The organism is Variovorax nivicola, assembly GCF_051216475.1.
Classification (GTDB): Bacteria; Pseudomonadota; Gammaproteobacteria; order Burkholderiales; family Burkholderiaceae_C; genus Variovorax.
Map to the genome: position 1 here is coordinate 1 of NZ_JBPJZK010000020.1, position 22126 is coordinate 22126.

Consider the following 22126-nt stretch of genomic DNA (forward strand, 5'->3'; position numbering starts at 1 on the left):
TTGATCGGCCGGCACAACGGCAGCGCCCATGTGCGAATGGCATCGGGTGCTCCCCGCAGCGAAATAAAGGAGGAGGCCGAAGGCCGGGGGACATTCGCGGAGGGGAGTACCCGGTGTTCTTCGCACGCCCCCTGAAAGTCAGGGAGTCAGGGCCGAACCATCTTGCACTCAGTGCCTTGCGCCAGTTCGTTCCCGGTATAGACCGCGTCAGTACGAAAGCCGTAGTTCGTACCTTCCCAGCCCGTCTTCACGGTCTTGCCGTCCACCGGCACGATGGTGTTGACCACCTGCGGCAACAGCAACTGGTGGTCTTCGGCACGCATACGCACCGACCCCACAACAGAGTCGAACGTCAGGTCTTCGAGGGCATGCGCGACCTTCACCGTGTCGGTCGAACCGGCCTTGTTGATGGCCGCGGCCAGCAGGCGCGGCGTCATGTCGATGCGCGGCGCGAGAAAGTCCTTGCCCGTCTTGGCCTTGTAGGCCTTGGCCAGCGCATCGACCTTCGGTGTGTCGGCCTCGCCCGGGTGCCACTCAGCCACCCAGGTCAACTGCCCCAGCTTCGCCTGCGACACCGCAGTGACCGTGCCCGGCACCGAGCCTGCGCTGTGATTGAAGTAGCGCAGGTTGTAGCCCGCGTCGCCCGCGGCCTTCAGCAGCAGTGTCATGTCCTGGCCCCAGTTGCCGGTGATGACCGAGTCGGCACCGCTCTGCTTCACGTTGGCGATGTAGGGCGCGAAGTCCTTCACGCGGCCGATGGGGTGCAGCGCCTCGCCCACGAACTGGATGTCGGGCCGCGCCAGTCCCACCAGCTGGCGGCCGTAGCTGGCCCACTGCTTGCCGTGCGCGTAGTCTTGGTTCAGCAGGTAGACCTTCTTCACATCGGGCGTCTTCTTGATGTAGTTGGCCAGCGCCTTCATCTTCATCGCCGTGTTCGCCTCGGTCTGGAAGTGCCAGAAGCTGCAGCCCTTGCCTGTCATCTCCGGGTCGATGGAAGAGTGGTTCAGCACGATCAGTTCCTTACCCGGGTTGCGCTGGTTCCAGCGCGCCACCGACTGCACCAGCGCCGTGACCACCGACGAGCCCGAGCCACCGGTGACGATCGCCTTCGCACCCTGGTCGATCGCCGCCTGCAACGCGCTCTGGCTTTCCTGCGCCGAGAGCTTGCTGTCGAACTGCAGCAGCTGCAGCTTCGTGCCGCCCAGCACGCCGCCCTTGGCGTTGATGTCTTCGATGGCGTACTGCGTGTGCATCAGCATCAGCTCGCCGACGTTGGCGAAGGGGCCGGAGAGCGGATCGATGTAGGCGATCTTGTAGGTCTGCTGCTGCGCGTGAGCGGCACCGGCGGTGGCCAGCAGACAGGCAAGGGCGATCCGCGCCAATGGCGCCTTCTTGAACTTCATGGTTTGTCTCCGGGGTGGTTGTCTTGTCAGTTCTTCGCTTGCAGCCCGATCACTCGGCTGGCCAGCTTCGTGAGTTCGGCCACCACCTCGTCGGGCGACAGGCGTCCGCCTGGGCGGTACCAGCTGTACAGAAAGCCCGGCAGGCTGCAGGCCGCGAGCGCAGTGATCTTGGTTTCCGCAAAGTCGAGATCGCCATCACGCCGTGCTTCTTCGAGCAGCGGGCACAGCAGGTCGTAGAAGTGGTGCGCGAGCTTCTTCTGCGCCGCGATGTACTCGGGCCGGTACACCTGCGGCTCGCGGTAGGGGAAGAAGGCAACAGGGTGGTGCGTGATGGTCGCGCGAATCAACCGCTCGATGCCTTCGAGCACCTTCTCGCTTGCGCGGCGCGGATCGGTGGCCGCGAAGTCGAGTGCGGTGAAACAGTCGACCGCGGGGCGCCACGACAGGGTCTCGAAGATCTCCTGCTTGTCGCGGAAGTAGTAGTACACGAAGGGCTTGGTCACGCCCAGCGCGCGCACGATCTGCGCCATGGTGGTGTTGGCGTAGCCCTGCGCCGCAAAGAGCTGCGCGGCCGCCTGCAGGATGCGCTCGCGCTGCAGGTCGGTGCCCTGCGTGGCCGCGCGCTGGCGGCCCGTGCCCTGGGGCAGGTGCGGCTGCGCCGTCGTGTCGCTCTGGTCTCCAGAGGGTTTGTGCCGTGTCGCGGAAGTTATACCCATGGGTAGGATTGTTCGTGCACCATGCACCATTGGCAAGCGCCTGCCCGGTGCAGGCGGCTATCGATAACCCTGAGGAAGTGACGCCATGGAGACATTGCCCGACCGCCCGCAGCAGCCGCTGCACGAGTACCTGCGCACCCACGCACGCGAGCGTGGCGGCAGCACCGCCTGCCTCTGGTACGGCCATGCGATGAGCTGGGCCGAACTCGACCGCGCGAGCGACGCCTTCGCTGCGCGCCTGCAGGCGCTGGGCGTGAAGAAGGGCGAGCCCGTGGTGCTCTTTCTCAACAACTGCCCGCAGTACCTGGTCGCGCATTTCGGCATCCAGAAGATCGGCGCCATCGTCTGCCCGAGCGGTCCGCTCAACAAGGAGCACGAGCTGGCCTACCAGGTCAACGACCTGAAGGCGCGCGTGATCGTCGCGGCCGCGCCGCTGCTGCCGGTGGTACGCAAGGTGCAGCCGGAGAGCGCGCTCGAGCACGTGTTCGTGATGCACTACGCCGACCTGCTGCCCGAACCGTCATCGCTCGACCTGCCGGCTGAACTGGCCGCGGAGCGCAACACCGAACGCAGCGTGCCCGAAGGCTGCGAAGACTTCCTGGCCGTGATGCGCAGCGATGCGAAGCCGCAGCACGTGGCCATCGACATGGACGACGTGGCGCTCATGACCTACACATCGGGCACCACGGGCCTGCCCAAGGGCGCGATGCTGAGCTACGGCAACGCGCTCTTCAAGACGCGCGCCGCGGCCGACTGCAACGGTGTGGGGCCGGGCGACGTGCTGCTGTCCATCGCGCCGCTGTATCACATCGCTGGCATGCTGATGGGCGTCAACGTGCCGGTGCTGACCGGTGCGACATCGGTGCTGTTGCATCGCTTCGACCCGCGCGCCGTGCTGCAGGCCATTGCCACCTACAAGGTGAGTTGGTGGTACAGCATTGCGCCGATGAATGTGGCCTGCATGCAGGTGAGCGACATCGATGGCTTCGACTTGCGCAGCCTGAAGATGAACCCGGTCACGAGCTTCGGCATTACCTTCACCGAGCCGCTGGCGCAGCAATGGCGCTCGCATGCGCCGAACTGCACTTCGTTCGAGGCGGCCTACGGCCTGAGCGAAACCCACACCTGCGACACCTACACGCCGCACCACGCGCCGCGCTGGGGCACGCAGGGAATTCCGGTGCCAGGCGTGACCATCCGCATAGTCGACACTGACACGCACGCCGACATGCCCACGGGCGAAGTCGGCGAGATCGTGCTCACCAGCCCGGGCACCTTCAAGGGCTACTGGAACAAGCCCGAAGCCACCGCTGCCACGCTGCGCAACGGCTGGGTGCACACCGGCGACATGGGCAAGCTCGATGCAGACGGGTATCTCACCTTCATCGGCCGCTTCAAGGAAATGATCAAGGTCTCGGGCTACAGCGTGTTCCCCGAAGAAGTCGAGACCATTCTCATCAAGCACCCGGCGGTGGCGCAGGCGGCCGTCATTGCGCTGCCCGATGCAGAGAGGGGCGAAGTCGTGAAGGCCTTCATCGTGCGCAAGCCCGGCGCCGCGCTCGATGCCGATGCGCTCATTGCCTGGGCGCGCGACAACATGGCGAGCTACAAGGCGCCGCGCGCCGTGAGTTTCATCGATGCATTGCCGACGACCGGCGCGGGCAAGGTGCTGCGCCGCTTGCTCAAAGACAAAAGCTGAGAGGTCCCGTTTGCTGTTCTCCAAAGTTCTGATTGCCAACCGCGGCGAGATCGCCGTGCGTCTGGTGCGCGCGCTGCGCGACCTGGGCATTGCCAGCGTGGCGGTGCATGCGCGCGACGACACGGCGGCGCTGCACGTGCAGCTGGCCGACACGGCAGTCGCGCTCGATGCGACAGGGCCTTCGGCGTACCTCGACGTCGCGGCGCTGATCGCCGTGGCGAAGGCCCAAGGCTGTGATGCGGTGCATCCTGGCTACGGCTTTCTCAGCGAGCGTGCCGATTTCGCACAGGCCTGTGCGGACGCCGGTCTTGTCTTCATCGGCCCCACGCCGGAGCAGCTTGGCCTGTTCGGCGACAAGGCCCGCGCACGCGCACTGGCCACGCAATGCGACGTGCCTGTGATGCCGGGCAGCGCCGGCGCAGTGACGCTCGCACAGGCGCAGGCCTTCTTCGCCGAGCAGCATGCGCAGGGCGCGGGCGTGATGGTCAAGGCCATCGGCGGCGGCGGTGGGCGCGGCATGCGCGGGGTGCTGAACGCTGAAGAACTGCCCGAGGCGCATGCGCGCTGCATGTCCGAAGCGAAGGCGGCCTTCGGCATTGAGGGTGTTTACGTCGAGCGACTGATGCGCAACGCACGGCACATCGAGGTGCAGGTGCTGGGCGATGGCCACGCCGTGGCCAGCCTCGGCGAGCGCGAATGCACGCTGCAGCGGCGCTTCCAGAAGCTGGTGGAGATCGCGCCGAGTCCTTCGCTGCCCGAGCCCTTGCGCGTGCAGCTCACGCAGGCTGCGCTGCGCATGGCGAAGACGGTGGGCTATCGCGGCCTCGGCACCTTCGAATTTCTGGTCGATGCGGCATCGACGACGCTGCCCTTCGTCTTCATCGAAGCCAACCCGCGCCTGCAGGTCGAGCACACGGTGACGGAAGCGGTGACGGGGCTGGACCTCGTGCAGCTGCAGATCGCCGTGGCAGCGGGGAAGTCGCTGGGCGAACTTGGTGTTGAGCCCGATCGCACCGCACCGCAGCGCGGCTTCGCGGTGCAGTGGCGCATCAACGCGGAAACGCTCGACGCACAGGGCAACGCGCGGCCTTCGGGCGGTACGCTCGCGCGCTTCGATCTGCCGACAGGCCCCGGCGTGCGCGTGGACACGCACGGCTACACGGGCCTCGCGCCTTCGCCGCACTACGACACGCTGCTCGCCAAGCTCATCGTGCATTCGCCGTCGCCGCGTTTCGAAGACGCACTGCGCCGTTCACTGCGCGCGCTGGACGAATGCCACATCGACGGCATCGCCACGAACCTGTCGCTGCTGCGCGCCATCGCGGCGCGGCCCGAGTTCGCGACGCAGGCGGTGCACACGCGCTTTGTGGAGGCGCATCTGGGCGATCTGCTCGCGGCTGCGGCTGCGGCGGCGCTCGAAAAGCACGCGAAGAAGACGGTAGCGGCGCCCTCGGCCCAAGCTGTCGTCGCCGATGACGGATCGGACGAGCTGACCGTCAAGGCCCCGATGCCAGCCCGTCTCGTGCAGTTCGAAGTCGCCATCGGCGACGTGTTGCCCGCTGGCGCGCAACTCGGCGTGCTCGAAGCCATGAAGATGGAGCACCTGCTGCATGCACCGGTGGCCGGCCGCGTGATCACGCTGCTGGCCGAGCCTGGCGACTATCTCGTCGAAGGCCAGTCGCTGCTGCAGCTGGAAGCCGTCGATGCGCAAGCCGTGCAAGCCGAGGCGCGCGCAGAGCACGACTTCGACATCATCCGCCCCGATCTGAAGAAGGTCATCGACCGCCATGCGCCCACGCTCGACGCCAACCGCAAGGCCGCCGTCGACAAGCGCCATGCGCAAGGCGGCCGCACCGCGCGCGAGAACATCGCCGATTTGTGCGACACCGAGTCCGACCCCGGCAACTTCATCGAATACGGCGCGCTCGCCATCGCCGCGCAGACGCGCCGCCGCACGCTCGAAGACCTGATCGCCAACACGCCCGCTGACGGCATGGTCACGGGCCTTGGAAGCATCAACGCGAAGCAGTTCGGCCCCGAAGTGTCGCGCTGCGCCGTGCTGGCCTACGACTACACCGTGCTGGCCGGCACGCAGGGCATGCGCAACCACCACAAGACCGACCGCCTGCTGGCGGTAGCGCATCAGCTGAAGCTGCCAGTGGTGCTGTTCGCGGAGGGTGGCGGTGGGCGGCCTGGCGATACGGACATGCCGATCGTCGCGGGCCTGAACAACCACACCTTCAGCCAGTTCGCGGCGCTGTCGGGCAAGGTGCCGGTGGTCGGCATCGTGCATGGCCGCTGTTTCGCGGGCAATGCGGCGCTGCTGGGGTGTGCCGACGTGATCATCGCCACCAAGGGCAGCAACATCGGCATGAGCGGCCCCGCGATGATCGAGGGCGGTGGGCTCGGCACCTTCGCGCCCGAGCAGATCGGGCCGAGCAGCGTGCAGTCGCGCAACGGGGTGATCGACATCCTGGTGGAAGACGAGGCTGCTGCCGTCGCTGCCGCCAAGCAATACCTGTCGTACTTCCAGGGCGCGACCACCGACTGGCAATGCGCCGACCCGCGCACCCTGCGTCACGTGGTGCCCGAGAACCGCCTGCGCGTGTACGACGTGCGCGCCGCGATGCGCGGCGTGGCTGACACCGGCTCGCTGCTCGAACTGCGTGCGGGGTTCGGCGCGGGCATCGTCACTGCGCTCGCGCGCATCGAGGGCAGGCCGGTCGGCCTGATGGCCAACAACCCGCATCACCTCGGCGGTGCGATCGATGTGGAAGCGGCCGACAAGTCCGCGCGATTCATGCAGCTGTGCAATGCGCACGGCCTTCCAATTGTTTCGTTGTGCGACACGCCCGGCTTCATGGTCGGGCCCGAAATCGAGGCACAGGCGCAGGTGCGCCACGTATGCCGCATGTTCATGGTGGCCTCGCATCTGCGCGTGCCATTCTTTGCCGTGGTGCTTCGCAAGGGCTATGGATTGGGCGCGCAGGCGATGACGGCGGGGGGCTTCGACGCGCCGGTGTTCACCGTGGCCTGGCCCACCGGCGAATTCGGCGCGATGGGGCTGGAAGGTGCTGTGCGGTTGGGTTTTCGCAAGGAACTGGCCGCTGCACCCGAGGGTGCGGAGCGCGATGCGCTCTTCAAGAAGCTCGTCGCGCAGCAGTATGCGAACGGCGAAGCGATCCACATGGCGCAGACGCTGGAGATCGACGCGGTGATCGATCCGACCGACACGCGCACCTGGTTGGTGCGTGGCCTTTCGTCCGCGACGAAAACACCAGAGGCTGTCTCTGCCTACGTAGACACTTGGTAACCCGGCCTTAGACCTCGTCACGCGCGGGGGAACAGTGGCTCCGTACACTGCGACGCTTTGCGCGCATGAAACTGGTTTCCATTTGGGCAGAGCGCCTGCGCGACGTGACCGTCGCGCACTGGGTGGCAGCCCTTTGCCTCGCAGTGCTGGCCGTCGGCGTGCAGGCAGTGACGCCCGACGACCACCCACGGCAGCCTGCCGAGGCGCATTGGGTCGCGAGCTGGGCCGTGGCGCCGGTCGATTTCACGGAGATGGCCGCAGCCCCCGGCGGTGCGAACTATTCGTCGCCCGCCGGCAATGACCTGCGCGGGCAGACACTGCGCCAGAAGGTTGAACTGTCGCTGGATGGCGAGCGCATCCGCATCCGCTTCTCGAACCGCTTCGGCAAGACGCCGCTACGCATTGCCGCCGCGAGCGCGGCACACGGCACCGGGGCCGATGCGTTCTCGCCGACCACGCTGCACGTGCTGCGTTTCGGCGGTCGCGCCACCATCACCGTTGCGCCCGGCGCGGACGTCTGGAGCGACGGCGTCGACCTGCCAGTGCAAGCGGGGCAAACGGTGGTTGTGAGCGCCTTCTTCGACCGCGCTACGCCTTTTGCCACGGTCTCCATGCTGGAGCCTGGTACGACTTGGGTGGCGCCCGGCAACGCGGTGATGGCGCCGAAGCTGAAGAGCCCCACGCCACTGGTGCTGAACCAGATCGTGACCGGGCTCGACGTGCTCACCACCAAGTCCGTGCGCACCGTCGTGGCCTTCGGCGACTCGATCACGATGGGCACCGCGGAGGGCAACTTCGGGGCCTACCCCGACATGCTGGCCACTCGCTTGCGTGATACGCCGCGCGACGGGCAAGACGTTGCGGTGCTCAATGCCGGCATTGGCGGCAATCGCCTGCTGACCAACGGCTTGGGGCCCAGCGGCCTCTCCCGGTTCGAGCTCGATGCACTGCGGCAGAGCAGCGTGACGCACGCGATCATCCTGATGGGCACCAACGACATCGGCCGCACCCTGTTCGCCAAGGTGCCGGGCGCCGAGCTGAAGCCGCGCGACATGCCGACGGTCGATCGCATCACCGATGGGCTGCAGCAGCTGGTCAAGCAGGCTCGCGCCAAGGGCGTGAAGGTGCTGCTCGGCACCGTGCCGCCGTTCAGGAACACGCCTTACTGGAGCGATTCCAACGAGGCCATGCGCGAAGGCGTCAACCGCTGGATCCGCGGCCAGCAGGACATCGACGGCGTCGTCGATTTCGATGCGGCATTGCGCGATCCCGCGGACCCGAAGGCGCTGAATCCGCTGTTCGATTCGGGCGACCACCTGCACCCCAACAAGGCCGGCCATGCTGCCATGGCCACGGCCATCGATCTGCGCGAATTGCAGGAGTGAGCGCTCGCCGGGGCGCTTGAAGGTGCTCAAAGGCGAGTCACAGCTTTACACAAGACTTCGTGCATTGCTTACAGGCGGTTCACATGGACTGGGCAGCATGAAGGCTCCTCCAACAACTCATGAGGAGTCCTTCATGAAAAAACTCGCATTGGCTCTTTCCGTCGGCGCTGCATCGCTTCTGTCGGTGGGTGCTTTGACCGTTCCCACGGCCGCGCAGGCGCAACCCGTGGTCATACAGGTGGCGCCGCCCCCTCCGCGCTCCGAACGCGTGCCCCCGCCGCGCCGCGGCTATGTGTGGGCGCCGGGGCACTATGAGTGGCGCGGTGGGCGCCATGTATGGACCCGCGGCGTCTGGGTGCGCGCCCGTCCGGGCTATGCCTACCGCGCGCCGGAGTGGCGCCAGGAAGGCGGACGCTGGCAGTACAGCTCGGGCCGCTGGGACCGTGACGGCGATGGCGTGCCGAACCGCTATGACCGCCGGCCGAACAACCCGAATCGCAACTGACGCTGAGCGGGGATGCATGCCTCCCAAGCGGAGGCATGCTCTTTCAAAGGACTAGCGGAACACCACCGTGCGGTGCCCGTTCAGCAGCACCCGGTGCTCGCTGTGCCACTTCACCGCGCGCGCCAGCACTTGGCTCTCGGTGTCGCGGCCGCGGGCTGTGAGGTCTTCCACGGTGTCGGTGTGGTCGGCGCGGGCCACGTCCTGCTCGATGATCGGGCCTTCGTCGAGGTCGGCCGTCACGTAGTGGGCGGTGGCGCCAATCAGCTTCACGCCGCGGTCGTGGGCCTGGTAGTAGGGCTTGGCGCCCTTGAAGCTGGGCAGGAACGAGTGGTGGATGTTGATTGCGCGGCCGGCCAGGTTGCGGCACAGGTTGTCGCTCAGGATCTGCATGTAGCGCGCGAGCACCACGAGTTCGGCGCCTTCGGCCTCGATGATTTCCAGCTGCTTCGCCTCGGCCTGCGCCTTGGTCGCGGCCGTCATCGGGATGTGGTGGAAGGGCACGTTGTAGCTGGCGGCCAGCTGGTAGAAGTCGCGGTGGTTCGAGATGATGGCGCGCACGTCGATGGCAAGCAGGCCGCTCTTCCAGCGGAACAGCAGGTCGTTGAGGCAGTGGCCTTCCTTGCTGACCAGGATCACGGTTTTCATCGGCTCGGCGGCGGCGTGCAGCTGCAGCGTCATGCCGAAACCGGCGGCGAAGGTCTTCAGCTCTTCGCGCAGCGCGGCCTCGCTGTGGTCGCCGCAGGCGAAGCGCACCCGCATGAAGAAAAGACCCGTGTCGTGGTCGTTGTACTGGGCGGCCTCTTCGATGTTGGCGCCGCGTTCGAGCAGGAAGCCCGACACGGCGTGCACGATGCCCGTCCGGTCGGGGCAGGAGAGGTTCAGGATGTAGGCGGGCGAGGTAGGCGTAGAGGTCGTCATCAGGGGCGTAATTGTGGCAGGGGTGCCAGAATCGCGATTTTCCCCCGCCCTATTACCGCAGATAACCGCAGGAGACACGCATGGCCTACCAGGACTTCAACATGGACAACCAGTGGTTGCCCTTCACCCCCAACCGTCACTTCAAGAAAGACCCGCGCGTGTTCGTCGCGGCCGACGGCATGGAGTTCACCACGCACGACGGCAAGAAGGTGATCGACGGCATCTCGTCGCTATGGTGCGTGGGCGCGGGCCACAACCGCAAGCCCATCAACGAGGCGATCAAGAAGCAGCTCGATACGCTCGACTACGCCACCGCCTTCCAGGTCAGCAACGACAAGGCGTTCAAGGCGGCCGAGATGATCGCCTCGCTTGCGCCCGGCGACCTCAACAAGGTGCTGTTCTGCAACTCGGGTTCCGAGGCTGCCGATACCTCGATGAAGGTGGCGCTGGCCTATCACCGCGCGCGCGGCGAAGGCCACCGCAACGTGTTCATCGGCCGCGAGAAGGGCTACCACGGCGTGGGCTTCGGCGGCATGTCGGTGGGCGGCATTCCGGGCAACCGCAAGGTGTTCGGCTCGGCCTTTTTGCCGCGCGTGGACCACATGCGTTTCATCCATGACCCGGTGAACCACGCCTACATCCACAACGAGGAGCCGGTGTGGGCTGAAGACCCGCTGGTCGAGCTTGAAACCCGCATCCTGCCGCTGCACGACCCGAGCAACATCGCCGCGATCATCGTGGAGCCGGTGGCCGGTTCGGCCGGCTGGTACCTGCCGCCCAAGGGCTACCTGAAGCGCCTGCGCGAGATCTGCGACAAGCACGGCATCCTGCTGATCTTCGACGAGGTCATCACGGGCTTCGGCCGCATGGGAACCAACTTCGCGTCCGACTATTTCGGCGTGGTGCCCGACATGCTGAACTTCGCCAAGTGCGTGACGAACGGCGTCATTCCGCTGGGCGGCGTGATCTGCCGCGACAAGCTCTACGACGCGATGATGAAGACCGACGCGCCCGAGCACGTGGTCGAGTTCTTCCACGGCTACACCTACTCGGGCCACCCGGTGGCCTGCGCCGCGGCCATCGCCACGCTCGATCTCTTCAAGGAAGAGAACCTGTTCGCTCGCGCCGGCGAAATGGGCAAGGTGCTGGGCGATGCCTTCCACAGCACCTTCAAGGGCCTGCCCAACGTCATCAGCATCCGCAGCCTCGGTCTTGCCGCGGCGGTGGAGCTTGCGCCCATCGCGGGCACGCCCGGCAAGCGCGCCTATGACGTCTTCCTGGACTGCTTCCACAAGGGCGCGCTGGTGCGGCCCGCGGGCGACGTGCTGGTGATCGCGCCGCCGTACATCGTGGAGAAGTCGCACATCGACACGCTGGTGAACACGCTGGCGGATTCGATCAAGGCACACGCCTGAGCGGGAAGGCAGCGCCGGCGTGAGCCGGAGATCGATGTCCGAATACGGCGAGTGAAGGCGGCGGGGAACGCGCAGCATGTGAATGTGCGCGGCTCCCGCCGCCTTCTCTCTTGTGAGGACACGATCATGAAGCTGCAACTGAGCCATCTGGCTTCGCCGATGGGCGAACTTCTCCTGGTGACTGACGCCACCGGCGCGATTCATGCGCTGGATTTCGCGGACCATCGCGCGCGCCTGCATCGCCTTCTGCGGGAACTTCACGACGAGGTGGAGTTGACCGAAGGCGCTGCGCCGCAAACGGTGGCCGAAGCCATCGGTCGCTACTTCAACGGCGATCTCAAAGCCATCGAGGCACTGCAAGTCGCAAGCCTGGGCGACGCACTGCAGCAGAAGGTCTGGCAGGCGCTTCGCCGCATTCCCGCAGGCCGCACGACCACCTATGGCGAGCTGGCGCGGCAACTCGGTTTCGACGATCCGCGCGCGGCCATCGATGTGGGTGCCGCCAATGGCTCGAACCCCATCAGCATCGTCGTGCCATGCCACCGTGTGATCGGCAAGAACGGTGACCTCAAGGGCTACGCTGGCGGTGTCTTTCGCAAGCAGCATCTGCTGCAGCACGAAGGCGCGCTGCCAGCTTCCGACGCGAAGCCCCGAGGCGAAACCGTGGTGCCCGAGACGATGCAACTCGCGTTCTGAGCCACGGCGCCGCGCGCCGTCGGGATCGACCCAGGGCCCGGGTCGGCCCTTTTCATTTCTACCGGTTCCCGGGATACCTACTACCGGTTCCCGGGATACCGACCGTTGCAGCCGATCCCTAGCATCCCTCTCGCGAAACGTAGCACTTGTGAATTCAACGAGTGCATCTTCCAGAGAGGACCGTCATGCAACGCGTATTTCTTATGGCATTGGTGTGTGCGCCTTTGGCTGCACTCGCCAACAACGTCGGCGAGAACGCCGCATGGCAGTTCCAGACCAGCACCGACAAGGTGAACCAGGCGGCCATCCAGGACATGATCCGCAAGCAGAAGAGCGGCTACTACTCGGCGCCGGTCTACAACACGACCAACAACATCGGTCGCCAGTACAACTGCAATGTCTCCGCGACCTCGACGGGCAACGACGGCAACAACAGCACGGTCGCGAATTCGCCGTCTACTTCGGGCGCGACTTCGAATGCTTCGGGCAATGACAGCAGCACTTCGGTGGGCACGCTCGGCGGCGCGACGGTGGGCACTACGCAAGCGAACTCCGGCGCGGTCGGCTCGGCCATCGTCGGCGGCACCAGCACGCAGGTGCAGGGCGCGGCCAACCAGGCGCTGAACTCGAATCAGAGCAACTCGGGTGCGCAGACCGCGAGCGTCGGCGGCAGCTCGGCGTGCGCGTTCGGCGTGCTCAATTGAACGGGGCACGCGACATGCAATACCCCATCACCCGCACCTTCGCGCTCGCAGCCATCGCCACGGTGGCGCTCGCCGGTTGTGTCTCCGCTCCCCAGCAACGCTTTGCGCCCAACGAGGCGCCCGTGGTGCTCGGCCCCTCGGTGCGCGACAACATCACGCCGATGGAGGCGGTGCTCGCCTGCTACGCCGACCACATCGCAGCCACGCGGCGCCCGCCCATCGTCATCGGCGTGGGCGACGTGAAGGACTACACCGGCAAGTACAGCATCAACGAAGGCAACGCCATCACGCAGGGCGGCGCGCTGATGGTGTATTCGGCACTCGGCAAGCTCGGCGGCGCGGTGAGCATCGCCGAGCGCTTCGACCCGGTGATCGCTGAGCGCGAGCTCGCGTACGCCGACCGCCGCCAGCTTGGCGACGGCCGCACGCACCAGGTCGGCGGACCCAACGGCGGGCAGGCGGTGCCGTGGCTGCCGTACTTCGGCGGCACGATCAACAAGTCTGACTACTTCATCGTCGGCGGCATCACCGAGCTCAACTACAACATCAACTCGGGCGGCGCGGAGTTCGCGGTGAACCAGGTGGGCGTGAAGGCGCGCACCTTCAGCCAGTCGGTGAGCGTGGACCTGCGCATCGTCGACACCAAGTCGCTGATGGTGGTGCGCACGGTGAGTCTCACCAAGCAGTTCAATGGCTACGAAGTGGGCCTGAATGTGTTCCGCTTCTTCGGCAGCAAGCTGTACGACGTGGACATCGGCGCCAAGGGCCAGGAGCCGGTGCAGATGGGCGTTCGCGCCGCGCTCGAAGAGGGCGTGGTGCGGCTCATGGCGGCCGTCACGCAGGTCGACCACCGGCCCTGCATGACGATGCGCCCGGGTGGCGGCGAGCAGATTCCGCTCGTGCCTGCCGCCGACCTGCGCAAGGTCGACAACCCGGGCGCCGCCGCCGTGGGTGGCGCGGCCGTGACCTCGCCCGTGGTGCAGGGCGGCGTGGCCGTCAACGCCGCAGGGCAGGGCGGCGCGCGCCTCACTGGCACGGCAACGCAGGTGTCCTTCGACTTCGGTGCGACCACGCTCGGTGGCAGCTCGCTTGCGCTGATCGACCAGATCGCGGGCCTGGCCAAGAAGGGCGCGACCGACATCGTGCTGGTGGCGCGCGACACCGAGAACTGGGACGCCCGCAAGCGCGACGAGCTCACCGACCAGCGCATCGCCGCCGTTACCTCGGCACTCGCCAACCGCGGCGTGGCGCCGGGCGCCATCAGCCTCACATGGCGGCCCGATGCCGCCGACACATCGATCCACCGCGATGGCCCGGGCCTGCAGGAGATCGCCAAGCTGCGCATCGGCAGCGCGGTGGTCGGCGGCGCGGCGCCAGCCTCTTCTTCCGACGGCGCAGTCAAGGGCGACTGACCTGCTGTTCCGCGCACACCGCGCATCCACTTTCCGACCCAGACCGCTTCCACAATATCCGAGGAGTCACGCCATGAAAGCACGCAAGATCCAGAGCCGGGCCGCACGGGCGCCCATGTTCAGCCGCAGCAGCATCGGCACGGCCGTCGCGATGGCGCTGATTGCAGCAGCCTCCGGCGCACAAGCCGCGGAGACCTCGGTCGACGCTGCCTACAACGGCACCGCCACCGGCACGCCGACGGTGAACTCGGACATCAACAACACCGGCAACGTCAACGCCACCATCACCGGCGCCACCGTGGGCACGACCTCCACCGGCACGCCGTTGAACCCGAACCCGGTGGCGATGAGTACCAGCGGCAACCTGGTCGGCGCAACCGCCACCGGCAACAGCTTTGCCAACAGCATCCAGCCGGCGCCCGGCACGCCGGTGAACAACGCCGCGACGCTGGGCGTGGCGACCAACACTGGCGTGATCAACAGCGCGGTGTCCAGCAGCAAGCTGGCTGTGGAATCGAGCACGCTGCAGACAGGCAGCGTGGTCAATGCCGACAACACGATCTCGGCCACCACCACGCTCAACAGCGGCAGCTCGGTGGTGTCGGGCGCCGCCGCGGTCGGCGCGCTGCCGCAGTCCGGCACCTCGGTGCTCACCTATCCGGCCGGCGCACCGCTGTTCGATGCCAAGGGCAACATCGTGGTGACGTCGCTGCAATCGGCCACGGGCGCGAGCTCCAGCGCGCAGGTGCTGGGCAACACGGTCGACCTGATGCTGACGGCGAGCCCGGGCATCACGCTGACGACGGCGGCGGTGCTCGAACGCAACTCGATCTCGGCGGTGCTCAAGGCCAACAGCGCCACCAGCACGGCCGAGATCCAGTCGGGCGGCGCGCCGGCCTTCGCGGGCTCGGCGGTGGTCGCGAACCTGCAGGCGAACGGCAACGGCATCCTCGCCGCCACGCACAGCGCAATGAATACGAACTCGGTGATCACGGGCCTCGTGAGCGGCGTGCCCGCGGGCGGCTCAAACGTGCTGCAGGGCTCGCTGTCGGTGCAGGGCAATGCGATCTCCAGCGCGGCCACGGGCAACGAAGCGCTGGGCGCCACGGCAGGCGTGGCGGGCAACCGCATCCTGATCGACGACGTGACCATCGCGGGCAGCGGCACGGCCCTCACGGCCGCCAACAACAGTATCCACAACGGCGTGGGCGTGACCAGCAACGTCAACAGCGACCTGGCCATCGTCAACAGCCAGGGCAACATCGGCGTGACCACATACGCCCAGACCTCGGGCGCGGAGATCCGCGCCGGCGTGCAGTCGAGCAAGAACAGTCAGGTCACGCTGGCGGACAACAGCATCACGGCGGACGCCACCGGCAACACGGCGTCGAGCGCGATCGCCAGTGGCAAGAACGCGGCCTCGTTCACCGGCACCGCCGCGGTGTCGAACCAGCAGGCCAATTCCGCGGGGGCGGTGACGGCGTTCCTGTTCCCATCGGTCATCTCGGCGCAGACGGGCGAGTCGCCCGGCACCGGCCAGACCAGCGGCAGCTCGGTCACCGTTTCGGACAACACATCGGCGGCCACCGCGCAGGGCAACCAGATCACGCAGAGCCTGGCAATCCAGGCGGCCACGGTGGCACTGGGCAACGGCAACGCCGTGCTCACGGGCGGCACCAACTCCGACGGGCGCGTGTCCGCCAGCGGCGCGGTGACGCTCACCAACCTGCAGGGCAACTACAACGGCAGCGGCCCCGCTGCGCTCAACTTCGGCTCGCAGATCCTGCTGACCGCCGGCGGCGGCGGCGCACCGGTCGCGAACAACACGCTGGCGCTGACCGACAACCGGCAGGAAGCCGTGGCGCTCGGCAGCGGGGCCACCAACACGCTCACGCTCACCGGCAACTCGGTCGGCACGGGCGCGGGCATCGCGAGCGTGCAGATGTCGGATGCGACTTCCGGCGCCGGTGCGACGCTGTTCAATCCCGAAGCGCGCATCACGGTAAACGGCAACCTCGCGGGCGGCTCGGTCGCGCTCACCGACAACCTGCAGCGCGCCATTGCCTACGGCAACTCGGCGACGAACACGCTGGGCGTGAGCGCGGGCAACCTGGCCGCGGCGGCGGGTCCGTTCCTGGGCACGCCGGCCTCGACCGTCACGGTCGATGTGCTCAGCGGGCTGCCATTCAGCAACTCGGCCGGTGCCCTGCCCACGGTGCGCGCGGCCTACGGCGTGCTGAACGACCAGTCGGTGCAGGGGAACATCGGCAGCTCGGCGACCGGACCCAACACCTTTGCGGCGAACGTCAACGGCAATGTCTTGGCCGCCAGCGTGGCGAACAGCGACAACGCCTTCGTTGCAGCCACCTACGGCAACGACGCGGCCAGCGGCGTGACGCTGGGCCTGAACAACGTGAGCGGCTCGAACGCCTCGATCGCCAACGTCACCAACACGCAGGCGGTGGCGGGCGCAGGCACGGTCATCGACGCCACGGCGGCAGGCGGCATCGTGGCGCGCACCACGGTCACGGGCACATTGACCGACGGCTCGGTGTCCAGCTCGGGCAACGCGGCGCAGGCGCTGGCCTACGGCAGCCGCGCCAGCGGCAACACGGTGAAGGTGACGGGCAACAACATCGACACCTCGGGCCTCTCGCTGGGGGGTGCGACGCTGACGGGCAACGTGCTCGCCACCACCGCCGCCTTCAGCGTGCAGAACGCGCAGTCGGGCCAGGGCACGGTGTCGGCACAGCGCAGCGGCGGGCCTGAAGTGCAGACCACCGTCACCGGCGCCATCAGCAACTCGAAGGTGAACGCCAGCGGCAACACCACGCTGGCAGGTGCAACCAGCAACAGCGCCGTCAACGGCGTGAGCGTGGATGCGGTCGGCGTCTCGACCACCACGGCGGTGCAGAACCTTCAGCTCACCAGCGCAGCGGTCAGTTCGCTGACCGGGCAGGAGGGCGCGCTGCTCAACAACAAGGACGGCGTGCAGGTGGTGCTGGGCGGCGCGAGCATCCAGAACTCGCAAGTCACCGTGGACGGCAACGCCGCCGGCGGCTCGGCCACGGGCAACGCTGCCGTCAATCGCATCGACGTGAAGGGCAACACCATCGCCGTGGGCGACGGCCTGCCGGTTGCCGGCGCGACCAGCCTCGCGGGCCTGGCGGGCGCGGTCGGGGACCATGCGCTGTCGAACATCCAGCTGGTAACGAGCCCGACGATCTCTTCCAAGGTGGCGGCCGCATTCGGTATCGACACGGCGGTCGGCGCGGTGATCTCCGGCTCGACGCTGAGCGCTTCGGGCAACACGCAGAGCGCGAAGGCCGTGGCCAACACGGGCAGCAACGCCATCGCGCTCGCGGCCACCGATGTGTCGGCCCGCTCCGCGCTGCTGTCTGCACAGGGCAGCACGGCGGCGGTGGAGTCGCGCTCGTTCATGCAGGCCTTTGCGCCGGCCTCGGTGACGGGCTCGTCGGTGAAGCTCTCGAACAACAGCAACTCGGCGCTGAGCGTGATCAACGATGTGGACAACAAGGTCGCCGTTGCGGGCGGTACGTCCGGTGCGTTCATCGTTCCCGCGATCATTCTCCAGGGCGCGCTGCCCGGCAACACCGCGGCGCTGGGCGACCAGGTGCTGGTGAACCGCCAGTCGGCCGGAACCTCGGCCACCAGCACCGCCGATACCGCGATCTACAACGAAGACCGCGCGGCGCTCGCCAACGCGGGCCTGACCAACAGCAGCTTCACCGCCTCGGGCAACACGACGTATTCGGAAGCGGCGGCCAACCGCGCGACCAACGCGGCCTCGCTGACCGGTGGCGCATCGCAGTCGGCCAAGACCGCAGTGCTGAATGCGCAGGACAGCAACGCGACCGTGGCCGCCAGCGCCAACAACGTGACCAAGCTCACGCTGACCGGCCCCAACGCACTTACCGGCAGCAGCGCCACGCTGGACGGCAACAGCACCAGCGCGACCGCCACCGGCAGCGCCGCGACCAACAGCATCGAGGTGAAGAGCAGCACCATCGCCGGCAGCACGCCGCTGCCGGCCGTGGCCGCGGCCGGCCCGGCACTGTTGGTGGCCGTGACGGCCGATCACGCACTGGCCAACGTGCAGATGGGTACCGGGCCCGTGTCGGCCACCGCGACGGGCATCGTGGGCATCGACACGGCACCGGCATCCATCGTCGGCACCTCGACGCTGGGCGTGACGAACAACAGCCAGAGCGCGAAGGCCGTGGCCAACACGGCGCTCAACAGCGTGACGCTCGCGGGCTCGAACGTGGGAGCGCGCTCGGCGCTGCAGTCGACGCAGTCGGGCACCGCCGCGGTGACGGCAACGTCCACGCAGGAGCTGTTCGCGCCGGCCGCATCCACCGCATCGACGGTGCGCCTCTCGGGCAACAGCAACACGGCGCTGGGCGTGATGAACGACGCGACCAACACGCTGAGCGTGAGCGCGGTCAACACCCTGCCGCCGGGCGCGACGGGTTCGGCCACGCTGAACGAGACCGGCGGCGCCGACAATGTGGTGGCCACCGGCGACCACGTGCTGTCGAACCGCCAGTTGGCTGCCTCGACGGTCGGCAGCACGGCCAGCACGTCGATCCACAACGACGACAACGCCGCACCCACGCCGGGGCTGATCAACGGCGCGCTCACCATCTCGGGCAACAGCACCTTGGCAGAGGCTTCGGCCAACCGCGCGACCAACACCGCCACGGTGGCGAGCAGCGCGGCGCAGGGGGCCAGCGTTGGCATCGTGAACGTGCAGGGCAGCACGGCCGGCGTGACGGCGACGGCCAGCACGGTGGCGAATGCGACGTTGACGGGCGTGGTGCCGCTCAACGGCAGCAGCATCTCGCTGGACGGCAACACCACCGCCGCCCTGGCGCGCGGCAATGCGGCGACCAACGTGCTCGAGTCCAGCGGCGGCAGCAGCTACGGCGGCGCGGCCACGGCGGGTTCGTCGAGCCTGGTCGGCACGCCGCTGGCGCTCAACGTCGGTGCGAGCGCAGCCATCCTCAACAGCCAGAGCAATTCGGGTCCGGTGTTGGCCACGAGTGTGGGCACGAGCTACCAGGTGGCGCTCAACAGCACCGGCGCTGGCGTGTCGAACGGCACGGTCGGTGTCACGGGCAACGCACTGGCGGCGCAGGCCGTCGGCAACAGCGCGACCAACCGCTTGACGCAGACGGCGCTGAACACCGGCGCGCCGAGCGCGGCCATCGGCAACTACCAGGTCAACACCGGCGCGGTGACGGCCACGGTGACGAGCGTGAACTTCGGGGTCGGCGTGTCGGGCGCGGTGGGCAACAGCACGCTGCGCACCACGGGCAACCAGATCACGGCATCGGCGACGGGCAACTCGGCGGTGTCGGCGATTACCTCGCGCTGAGCTGCTGCGTACTGAAAGAAAAAGCCGCGGGCCTTCGGGCTCGCGGCTTTTCTTTTGTCGATGGGGCGCTCAGGCTTTCGGTTGCGGTCTTGCCTGCCGCTTGAACTCTGCGCAGTAGTCTTTTTCGGGCAGAGGTGGCGTCTGCCATGTGCGGTCGTAGTCGCCCGCCACCGTCTCAGGCGAGGGAGCCGCCGGCGCGGCCATCAGCCGCACCGTGGCGACCTTGATGTCGTCGGGCAGGTGCTGCGGCACGCCGAGCGTGCGCACGACGTGGCCGGCACCGGCGATCAGCAGCACCGTCTGGCCCGGCTTCTTCGCCTTGACGATGGCCTGCGCCATCGCGCGGTCGCGGCCGACCTGGATGCGCGTCATCGGGACGATCTGCGACTCGGGGAGCATCCTGCAGTGGCCATCGCGCACGGCGTCCTGCTGCGCGGTGTAGGCCTCGCCGTTGAGCTGCACGTCGAGAGAGACGTCGGCCATGGCGTCTTTCATGCGGGCGCGCGGCAGGTTGGCGCCGACCACGGGCACGCCCGCGCGCACGGCGGCCATCACGGCGGGGCCGTAGCTGGCCCAGGGCCAAGCCTTGTCGCTCCAGTCGAGGGCGGCCTGCACCTGTGCTTCGCTGGCGGTGGGGGCGACGCGCGCGGTGCTGCGGCCTTCCTCGGCCATCTCCAGCGCCAGCGCGGCGAGATTGCCGCGCGCGACCAGCGCCTCGACGGTTTCGCGCTCGATGACGTGGTGCTCGGGCGCATCGTGCTGCTCGCCGAGCAGCAGGGCATCGATCGGCTGCAGCGCCGCGACGCGGCGCGCAATGGGCGCGTCGGGCGCATCGGCTTTGGAAGAAGACAGCGCCGACGAACAGCCCGTGAACGCGGTGGCGGCGAGCAGGGGGAACAACAGGAATCGGGAGGCCCGGGCGGGCCAGTTTGGAGGAGGCATCACGCCATCCTATGCCCTCGGCATGCGCGCGCAGTGCCGTCCATTTGCCTCTGTCCCTGTCGTCCGTGCTCTCCCGCTTTCCGCCGAAGTTCCGGTGGATTTACCGCTGAACACCTCTGAAACTTTTAACTGACAGTCTGCTAATTTTTTACTAGTTCTTTGGGTTTACTCGGCCCGTCGCGAACAAGTCATACCAAAGACCACATGTGACTCGCGATACGGGCCGGATATCCATCTATCCGGGAGTTCAATTTCCGACACTTACGGGGTAGATATGAATAACTTGAGACTCGGTGGCGCCATTGCCACAGCCCTGGTGGCGCTTGCCGTGCTGCCGCTCCAGTCCGCACACGCCACGACGGCCACCACGACCTTCAAGGTGACGGCCACGGTGCTGAGTTCTTGCGCCATGGCCACGCCCGACACGCTCGCGTTCGGAAGCTTCACGCCGGGCACCGCCATCACCGGCTCGACTTCGTTCACCGTGCAGTGCACCTACGGCACCACCTACTCGCTGGGCATGAGCGCAGGCACCAGCGGCTCGGTGACGGCCCGGACCATGACGAGCGCCACGGCGACGAGCGGCTACAACAGCCTGTCGTACGGTCTCTACAAAGACTCCTCGTATGCGACCAACTGGAGCAACAGCACGACGGGGTCGGACTACACCGGCACAGGTTCGGCCGTGACCCATACGGTCTACGGCAAGGTCCCGGCCGCCCAGTACGCAGTGGCGCCCGCGACGGACTACACCGACACGATCACCCTGACGCTCACCTACTGAGCGTTCGCGGTCCATGTCCGTCGATTGGGCTATGCGCCAGCTCCTGGCGCGCGCGGCGATCATCCTCGGTTCGGCGGCGGCGATGGCCGTCTCGGCCGTTCCTGTCGACGTTCGGGCCGCGAGCATCCAGATCGCTCCGGTCCGCGTTGTGCTGCAGCCCGGCCGGCCGGTCGCTTCGCTGGTCGTGACCAACGACGGCGCCAGCGAAATCTCGATGCAGGCCGAAGTCATGAGCTGGGCGCAGAAGGATCAGCAGGATGTCTATGCGCCTACACGCGAGGTGCTGGTCAATCCGGCGATCTTCCGGATTCCAGCCAATGGCCGGCAGATCGTGCGCCTCGGCCTGCAGGTGCCTGCGCTGGCCGACGAGCGCAGCTACCGCATCTTTCTAAGGCAGCTGCCGCGCGACAAGGCGCTGCCGACAGGGACCGATGGGGCAGGCGCCGAATTGCAGACGCTGCTGCAACTGGTCTTGCCGATCTTCGTGCCTCCTTCGTCCCCTGCGGGAGCGCCTTCGGTCGCGTGGCATCTGAGCGCGTCGGCGCTGACTATCGACAACCTGGGGCGCGAGCACATTCAGATCACGCAAGTCACCGTGCGCCATGCGGATGGCAGGGAGCTCTTGCGCCAGCGGATGTCGGTTTACGTGCTGCCGCAGCAAAGCGCCCGGCTGCCGGTCGTGCTGCCTTCGCTGCCGACGGGCGCCAAACTCCAGTTCGAGGCGCAGGCGGACTCCGAAGTGCCGCTGCCCCCCGTCTTCCTGCAAGTCCCCGGTGCGACGGCTGCAGCAGCTCAGTAGCCTGGTCACTTTCGCTTGCTGGCTGCCGGTGGCA

General features: G+C 67.4%; 15 protein-coding genes. 11 read left to right on the forward strand and 4 right to left on the reverse strand.

Annotated elements, in window-relative coordinates:
- Positions 1-146: 146 nt before the first annotated feature.
- A complete protein-coding gene (locus ACSFBF_RS34775) occupies positions 147-1403 on the reverse strand; it encodes a branched-chain amino acid ABC transporter substrate-binding protein (RefSeq protein WP_435474901.1) in 1257 nt (418 codons plus the stop codon).
- A gap of 26 nt (positions 1404-1429) precedes the next feature.
- A complete protein-coding gene (locus ACSFBF_RS34780) occupies positions 1430-2119 on the reverse strand; it encodes a TetR/AcrR family transcriptional regulator (RefSeq protein ID WP_093078947.1) in 690 nt (229 codons plus the stop codon).
- An 85-nt stretch (positions 2120-2204) separates the two neighbouring features.
- Here ACSFBF_RS34780 and ACSFBF_RS34785 point away from each other — a divergent pair, with 85 nt between their 5' ends.
- From ACSFBF_RS34785 to ACSFBF_RS34800, 4 genes are all read left to right on the forward strand, one after another.
- Complete coding sequence (locus tag ACSFBF_RS34785) at positions 2205-3818, forward strand: AMP-binding protein (RefSeq protein WP_435474903.1); 1614 nt, start codon at positions 2205-2207, stop codon at positions 3816-3818.
- Between the two features lie 13 nt (positions 3819-3831).
- Entirely contained in the window at positions 3832-7131 is a 3300-nt protein-coding gene (locus ACSFBF_RS34790; RefSeq protein WP_435474957.1) for a carboxyl transferase domain-containing protein, read from the forward strand.
- Between the two features lie 65 nt (positions 7132-7196).
- A complete protein-coding gene (locus ACSFBF_RS34795) occupies positions 7197-8516 on the forward strand; it encodes an SGNH/GDSL hydrolase family protein (RefSeq protein WP_435474905.1) in 1320 nt (439 codons plus the stop codon).
- 133 nt (positions 8517-8649) lie between these two features.
- Complete coding sequence (locus ACSFBF_RS34800; protein WP_435474907.1) at positions 8650-9021, forward strand: YXWGXW repeat-containing protein; 372 nt, start codon at positions 8650-8652, stop codon at positions 9019-9021.
- A 51-nt stretch (positions 9022-9072) separates the two neighbouring features.
- Here the strand turns inward: ACSFBF_RS34800 and purU are convergent, their stop codons facing one another.
- Entirely contained in the window at positions 9073-9939 is an 867-nt protein-coding gene (gene purU / locus ACSFBF_RS34805; RefSeq protein ID WP_435474909.1) for a formyltetrahydrofolate deformylase, read from the reverse strand.
- 80 nt (positions 9940-10019) lie between these two features.
- Between purU and aptA the strand changes: the two genes are divergently transcribed.
- The 5 genes from aptA (at position 10020) to ACSFBF_RS34830 (ending at position 19567) form a co-directional block, all read left to right on the forward strand.
- The gene (gene aptA / locus ACSFBF_RS34810) at positions 10020-11354 is read left to right on the forward strand and encodes an omega-aminotransferase AptA (protein ID WP_435474911.1); all 1335 of its coding nucleotides are present in this window, start codon (positions 10020-10022) and stop codon (positions 11352-11354) included.
- 126 nt (positions 11355-11480) lie between these two features.
- Positions 11481-12050 carry a methylated-DNA--[protein]-cysteine S-methyltransferase gene (locus ACSFBF_RS34815; protein WP_435474913.1) on the forward strand — a complete coding sequence of 190 codons (570 nt, stop codon included), beginning with the start codon at positions 11481-11483 and terminating at the stop codon, positions 12048-12050.
- Positions 12051-12235: 185 nt separating this feature from the next.
- Positions 12236-12754 (forward strand): hypothetical protein, encoded by a 519-nt coding sequence (locus ACSFBF_RS34820; RefSeq protein WP_435474915.1) that lies wholly within the window; start codon positions 12236-12238, stop codon positions 12752-12754.
- 14 nt (positions 12755-12768) lie between these two features.
- Positions 12769-14166, forward strand: a complete 1398-nt coding sequence (locus tag ACSFBF_RS34825; RefSeq protein WP_435474917.1) for a CsgG/HfaB family protein — start codon at positions 12769-12771, stop codon at positions 14164-14166.
- A 73-nt stretch (positions 14167-14239) separates the two neighbouring features.
- Positions 14240-19567, forward strand: coding sequence for a beta strand repeat-containing protein (locus tag ACSFBF_RS34830; RefSeq protein WP_435474919.1), 5328 nt, complete (start codon positions 14240-14242; stop codon positions 19565-19567).
- Positions 19568-19636: 69 nt separating this feature from the next.
- Here ACSFBF_RS34830 and ACSFBF_RS34835 read toward each other — a convergent pair whose 3' ends face one another.
- A complete protein-coding gene (locus ACSFBF_RS34835; protein WP_435474921.1) occupies positions 19637-20509 on the reverse strand; it encodes a ChaN family lipoprotein in 873 nt (290 codons plus the stop codon).
- A gap of 274 nt (positions 20510-20783) precedes the next feature.
- On the opposite strand from ACSFBF_RS34835, the gene ACSFBF_RS34840 reads away from it, so the two are divergent.
- Both ACSFBF_RS34840 and ACSFBF_RS34845 read left to right on the forward strand, forming a co-directional pair.
- On the forward strand, positions 20784-21293 hold the full coding sequence (locus tag ACSFBF_RS34840; RefSeq protein WP_435474923.1) for a Csu type fimbrial protein: 510 nt from the start codon (positions 20784-20786) through the stop codon (positions 21291-21293).
- Between the two features lie 13 nt (positions 21294-21306).
- Complete coding sequence (locus ACSFBF_RS34845; protein ID WP_435474925.1) at positions 21307-22092, forward strand: fimbrial biogenesis chaperone; 786 nt, start codon at positions 21307-21309, stop codon at positions 22090-22092.
- The last annotated feature ends 34 nt before the right edge of the window (positions 22093-22126 follow it).

Coding starts and splice junctions, on each gene's coding strand:
- ACSFBF_RS34775 (WP_435474901.1), bottom strand. CDS start 1,403: ATGAAGTTCAAGAAGGCGCCATTGGCGCGGATCGCCCTTGCCTGTCTG.
- ACSFBF_RS34780 (WP_093078947.1), bottom strand. CDS start 2,119: ATGGGTATAACTTCCGCGACACGGCACAAACCCTCTGGAGACCAGAGC.
- ACSFBF_RS34785 (WP_435474903.1), top strand. CDS start 2,205: ATGGAGACATTGCCCGACCGCCCGCAGCAGCCGCTGCACGAGTACCTG.
- ACSFBF_RS34795 (WP_435474905.1), top strand. CDS start 7,197: ATGAAACTGGTTTCCATTTGGGCAGAGCGCCTGCGCGACGTGACCGTC.
- ACSFBF_RS34800 (WP_435474907.1), top strand. CDS start 8,650: ATGAAAAAACTCGCATTGGCTCTTTCCGTCGGCGCTGCATCGCTTCTG.
- purU (WP_435474909.1), bottom strand. CDS start 9,939: ATGACGACCTCTACGCCTACCTCGCCCGCCTACATCCTGAACCTCTCC.
- aptA (WP_435474911.1), top strand. CDS start 10,020: ATGGCCTACCAGGACTTCAACATGGACAACCAGTGGTTGCCCTTCACC.
- ACSFBF_RS34815 (WP_435474913.1), top strand. CDS start 11,481: ATGAAGCTGCAACTGAGCCATCTGGCTTCGCCGATGGGCGAACTTCTC.
- ACSFBF_RS34820 (WP_435474915.1), top strand. CDS start 12,236: ATGCAACGCGTATTTCTTATGGCATTGGTGTGTGCGCCTTTGGCTGCA.
- ACSFBF_RS34825 (WP_435474917.1), top strand. CDS start 12,769: ATGCAATACCCCATCACCCGCACCTTCGCGCTCGCAGCCATCGCCACG.
- ACSFBF_RS34830 (WP_435474919.1), top strand. CDS start 14,240: ATGAAAGCACGCAAGATCCAGAGCCGGGCCGCACGGGCGCCCATGTTC.
- ACSFBF_RS34835 (WP_435474921.1), bottom strand. CDS start 20,509: ATGCCTCCTCCAAACTGGCCCGCCCGGGCCTCCCGATTCCTGTTGTTC.
- ACSFBF_RS34840 (WP_435474923.1), top strand. CDS start 20,784: ATGAATAACTTGAGACTCGGTGGCGCCATTGCCACAGCCCTGGTGGCG.
- ACSFBF_RS34845 (WP_435474925.1), top strand. CDS start 21,307: ATGTCCGTCGATTGGGCTATGCGCCAGCTCCTGGCGCGCGCGGCGATC.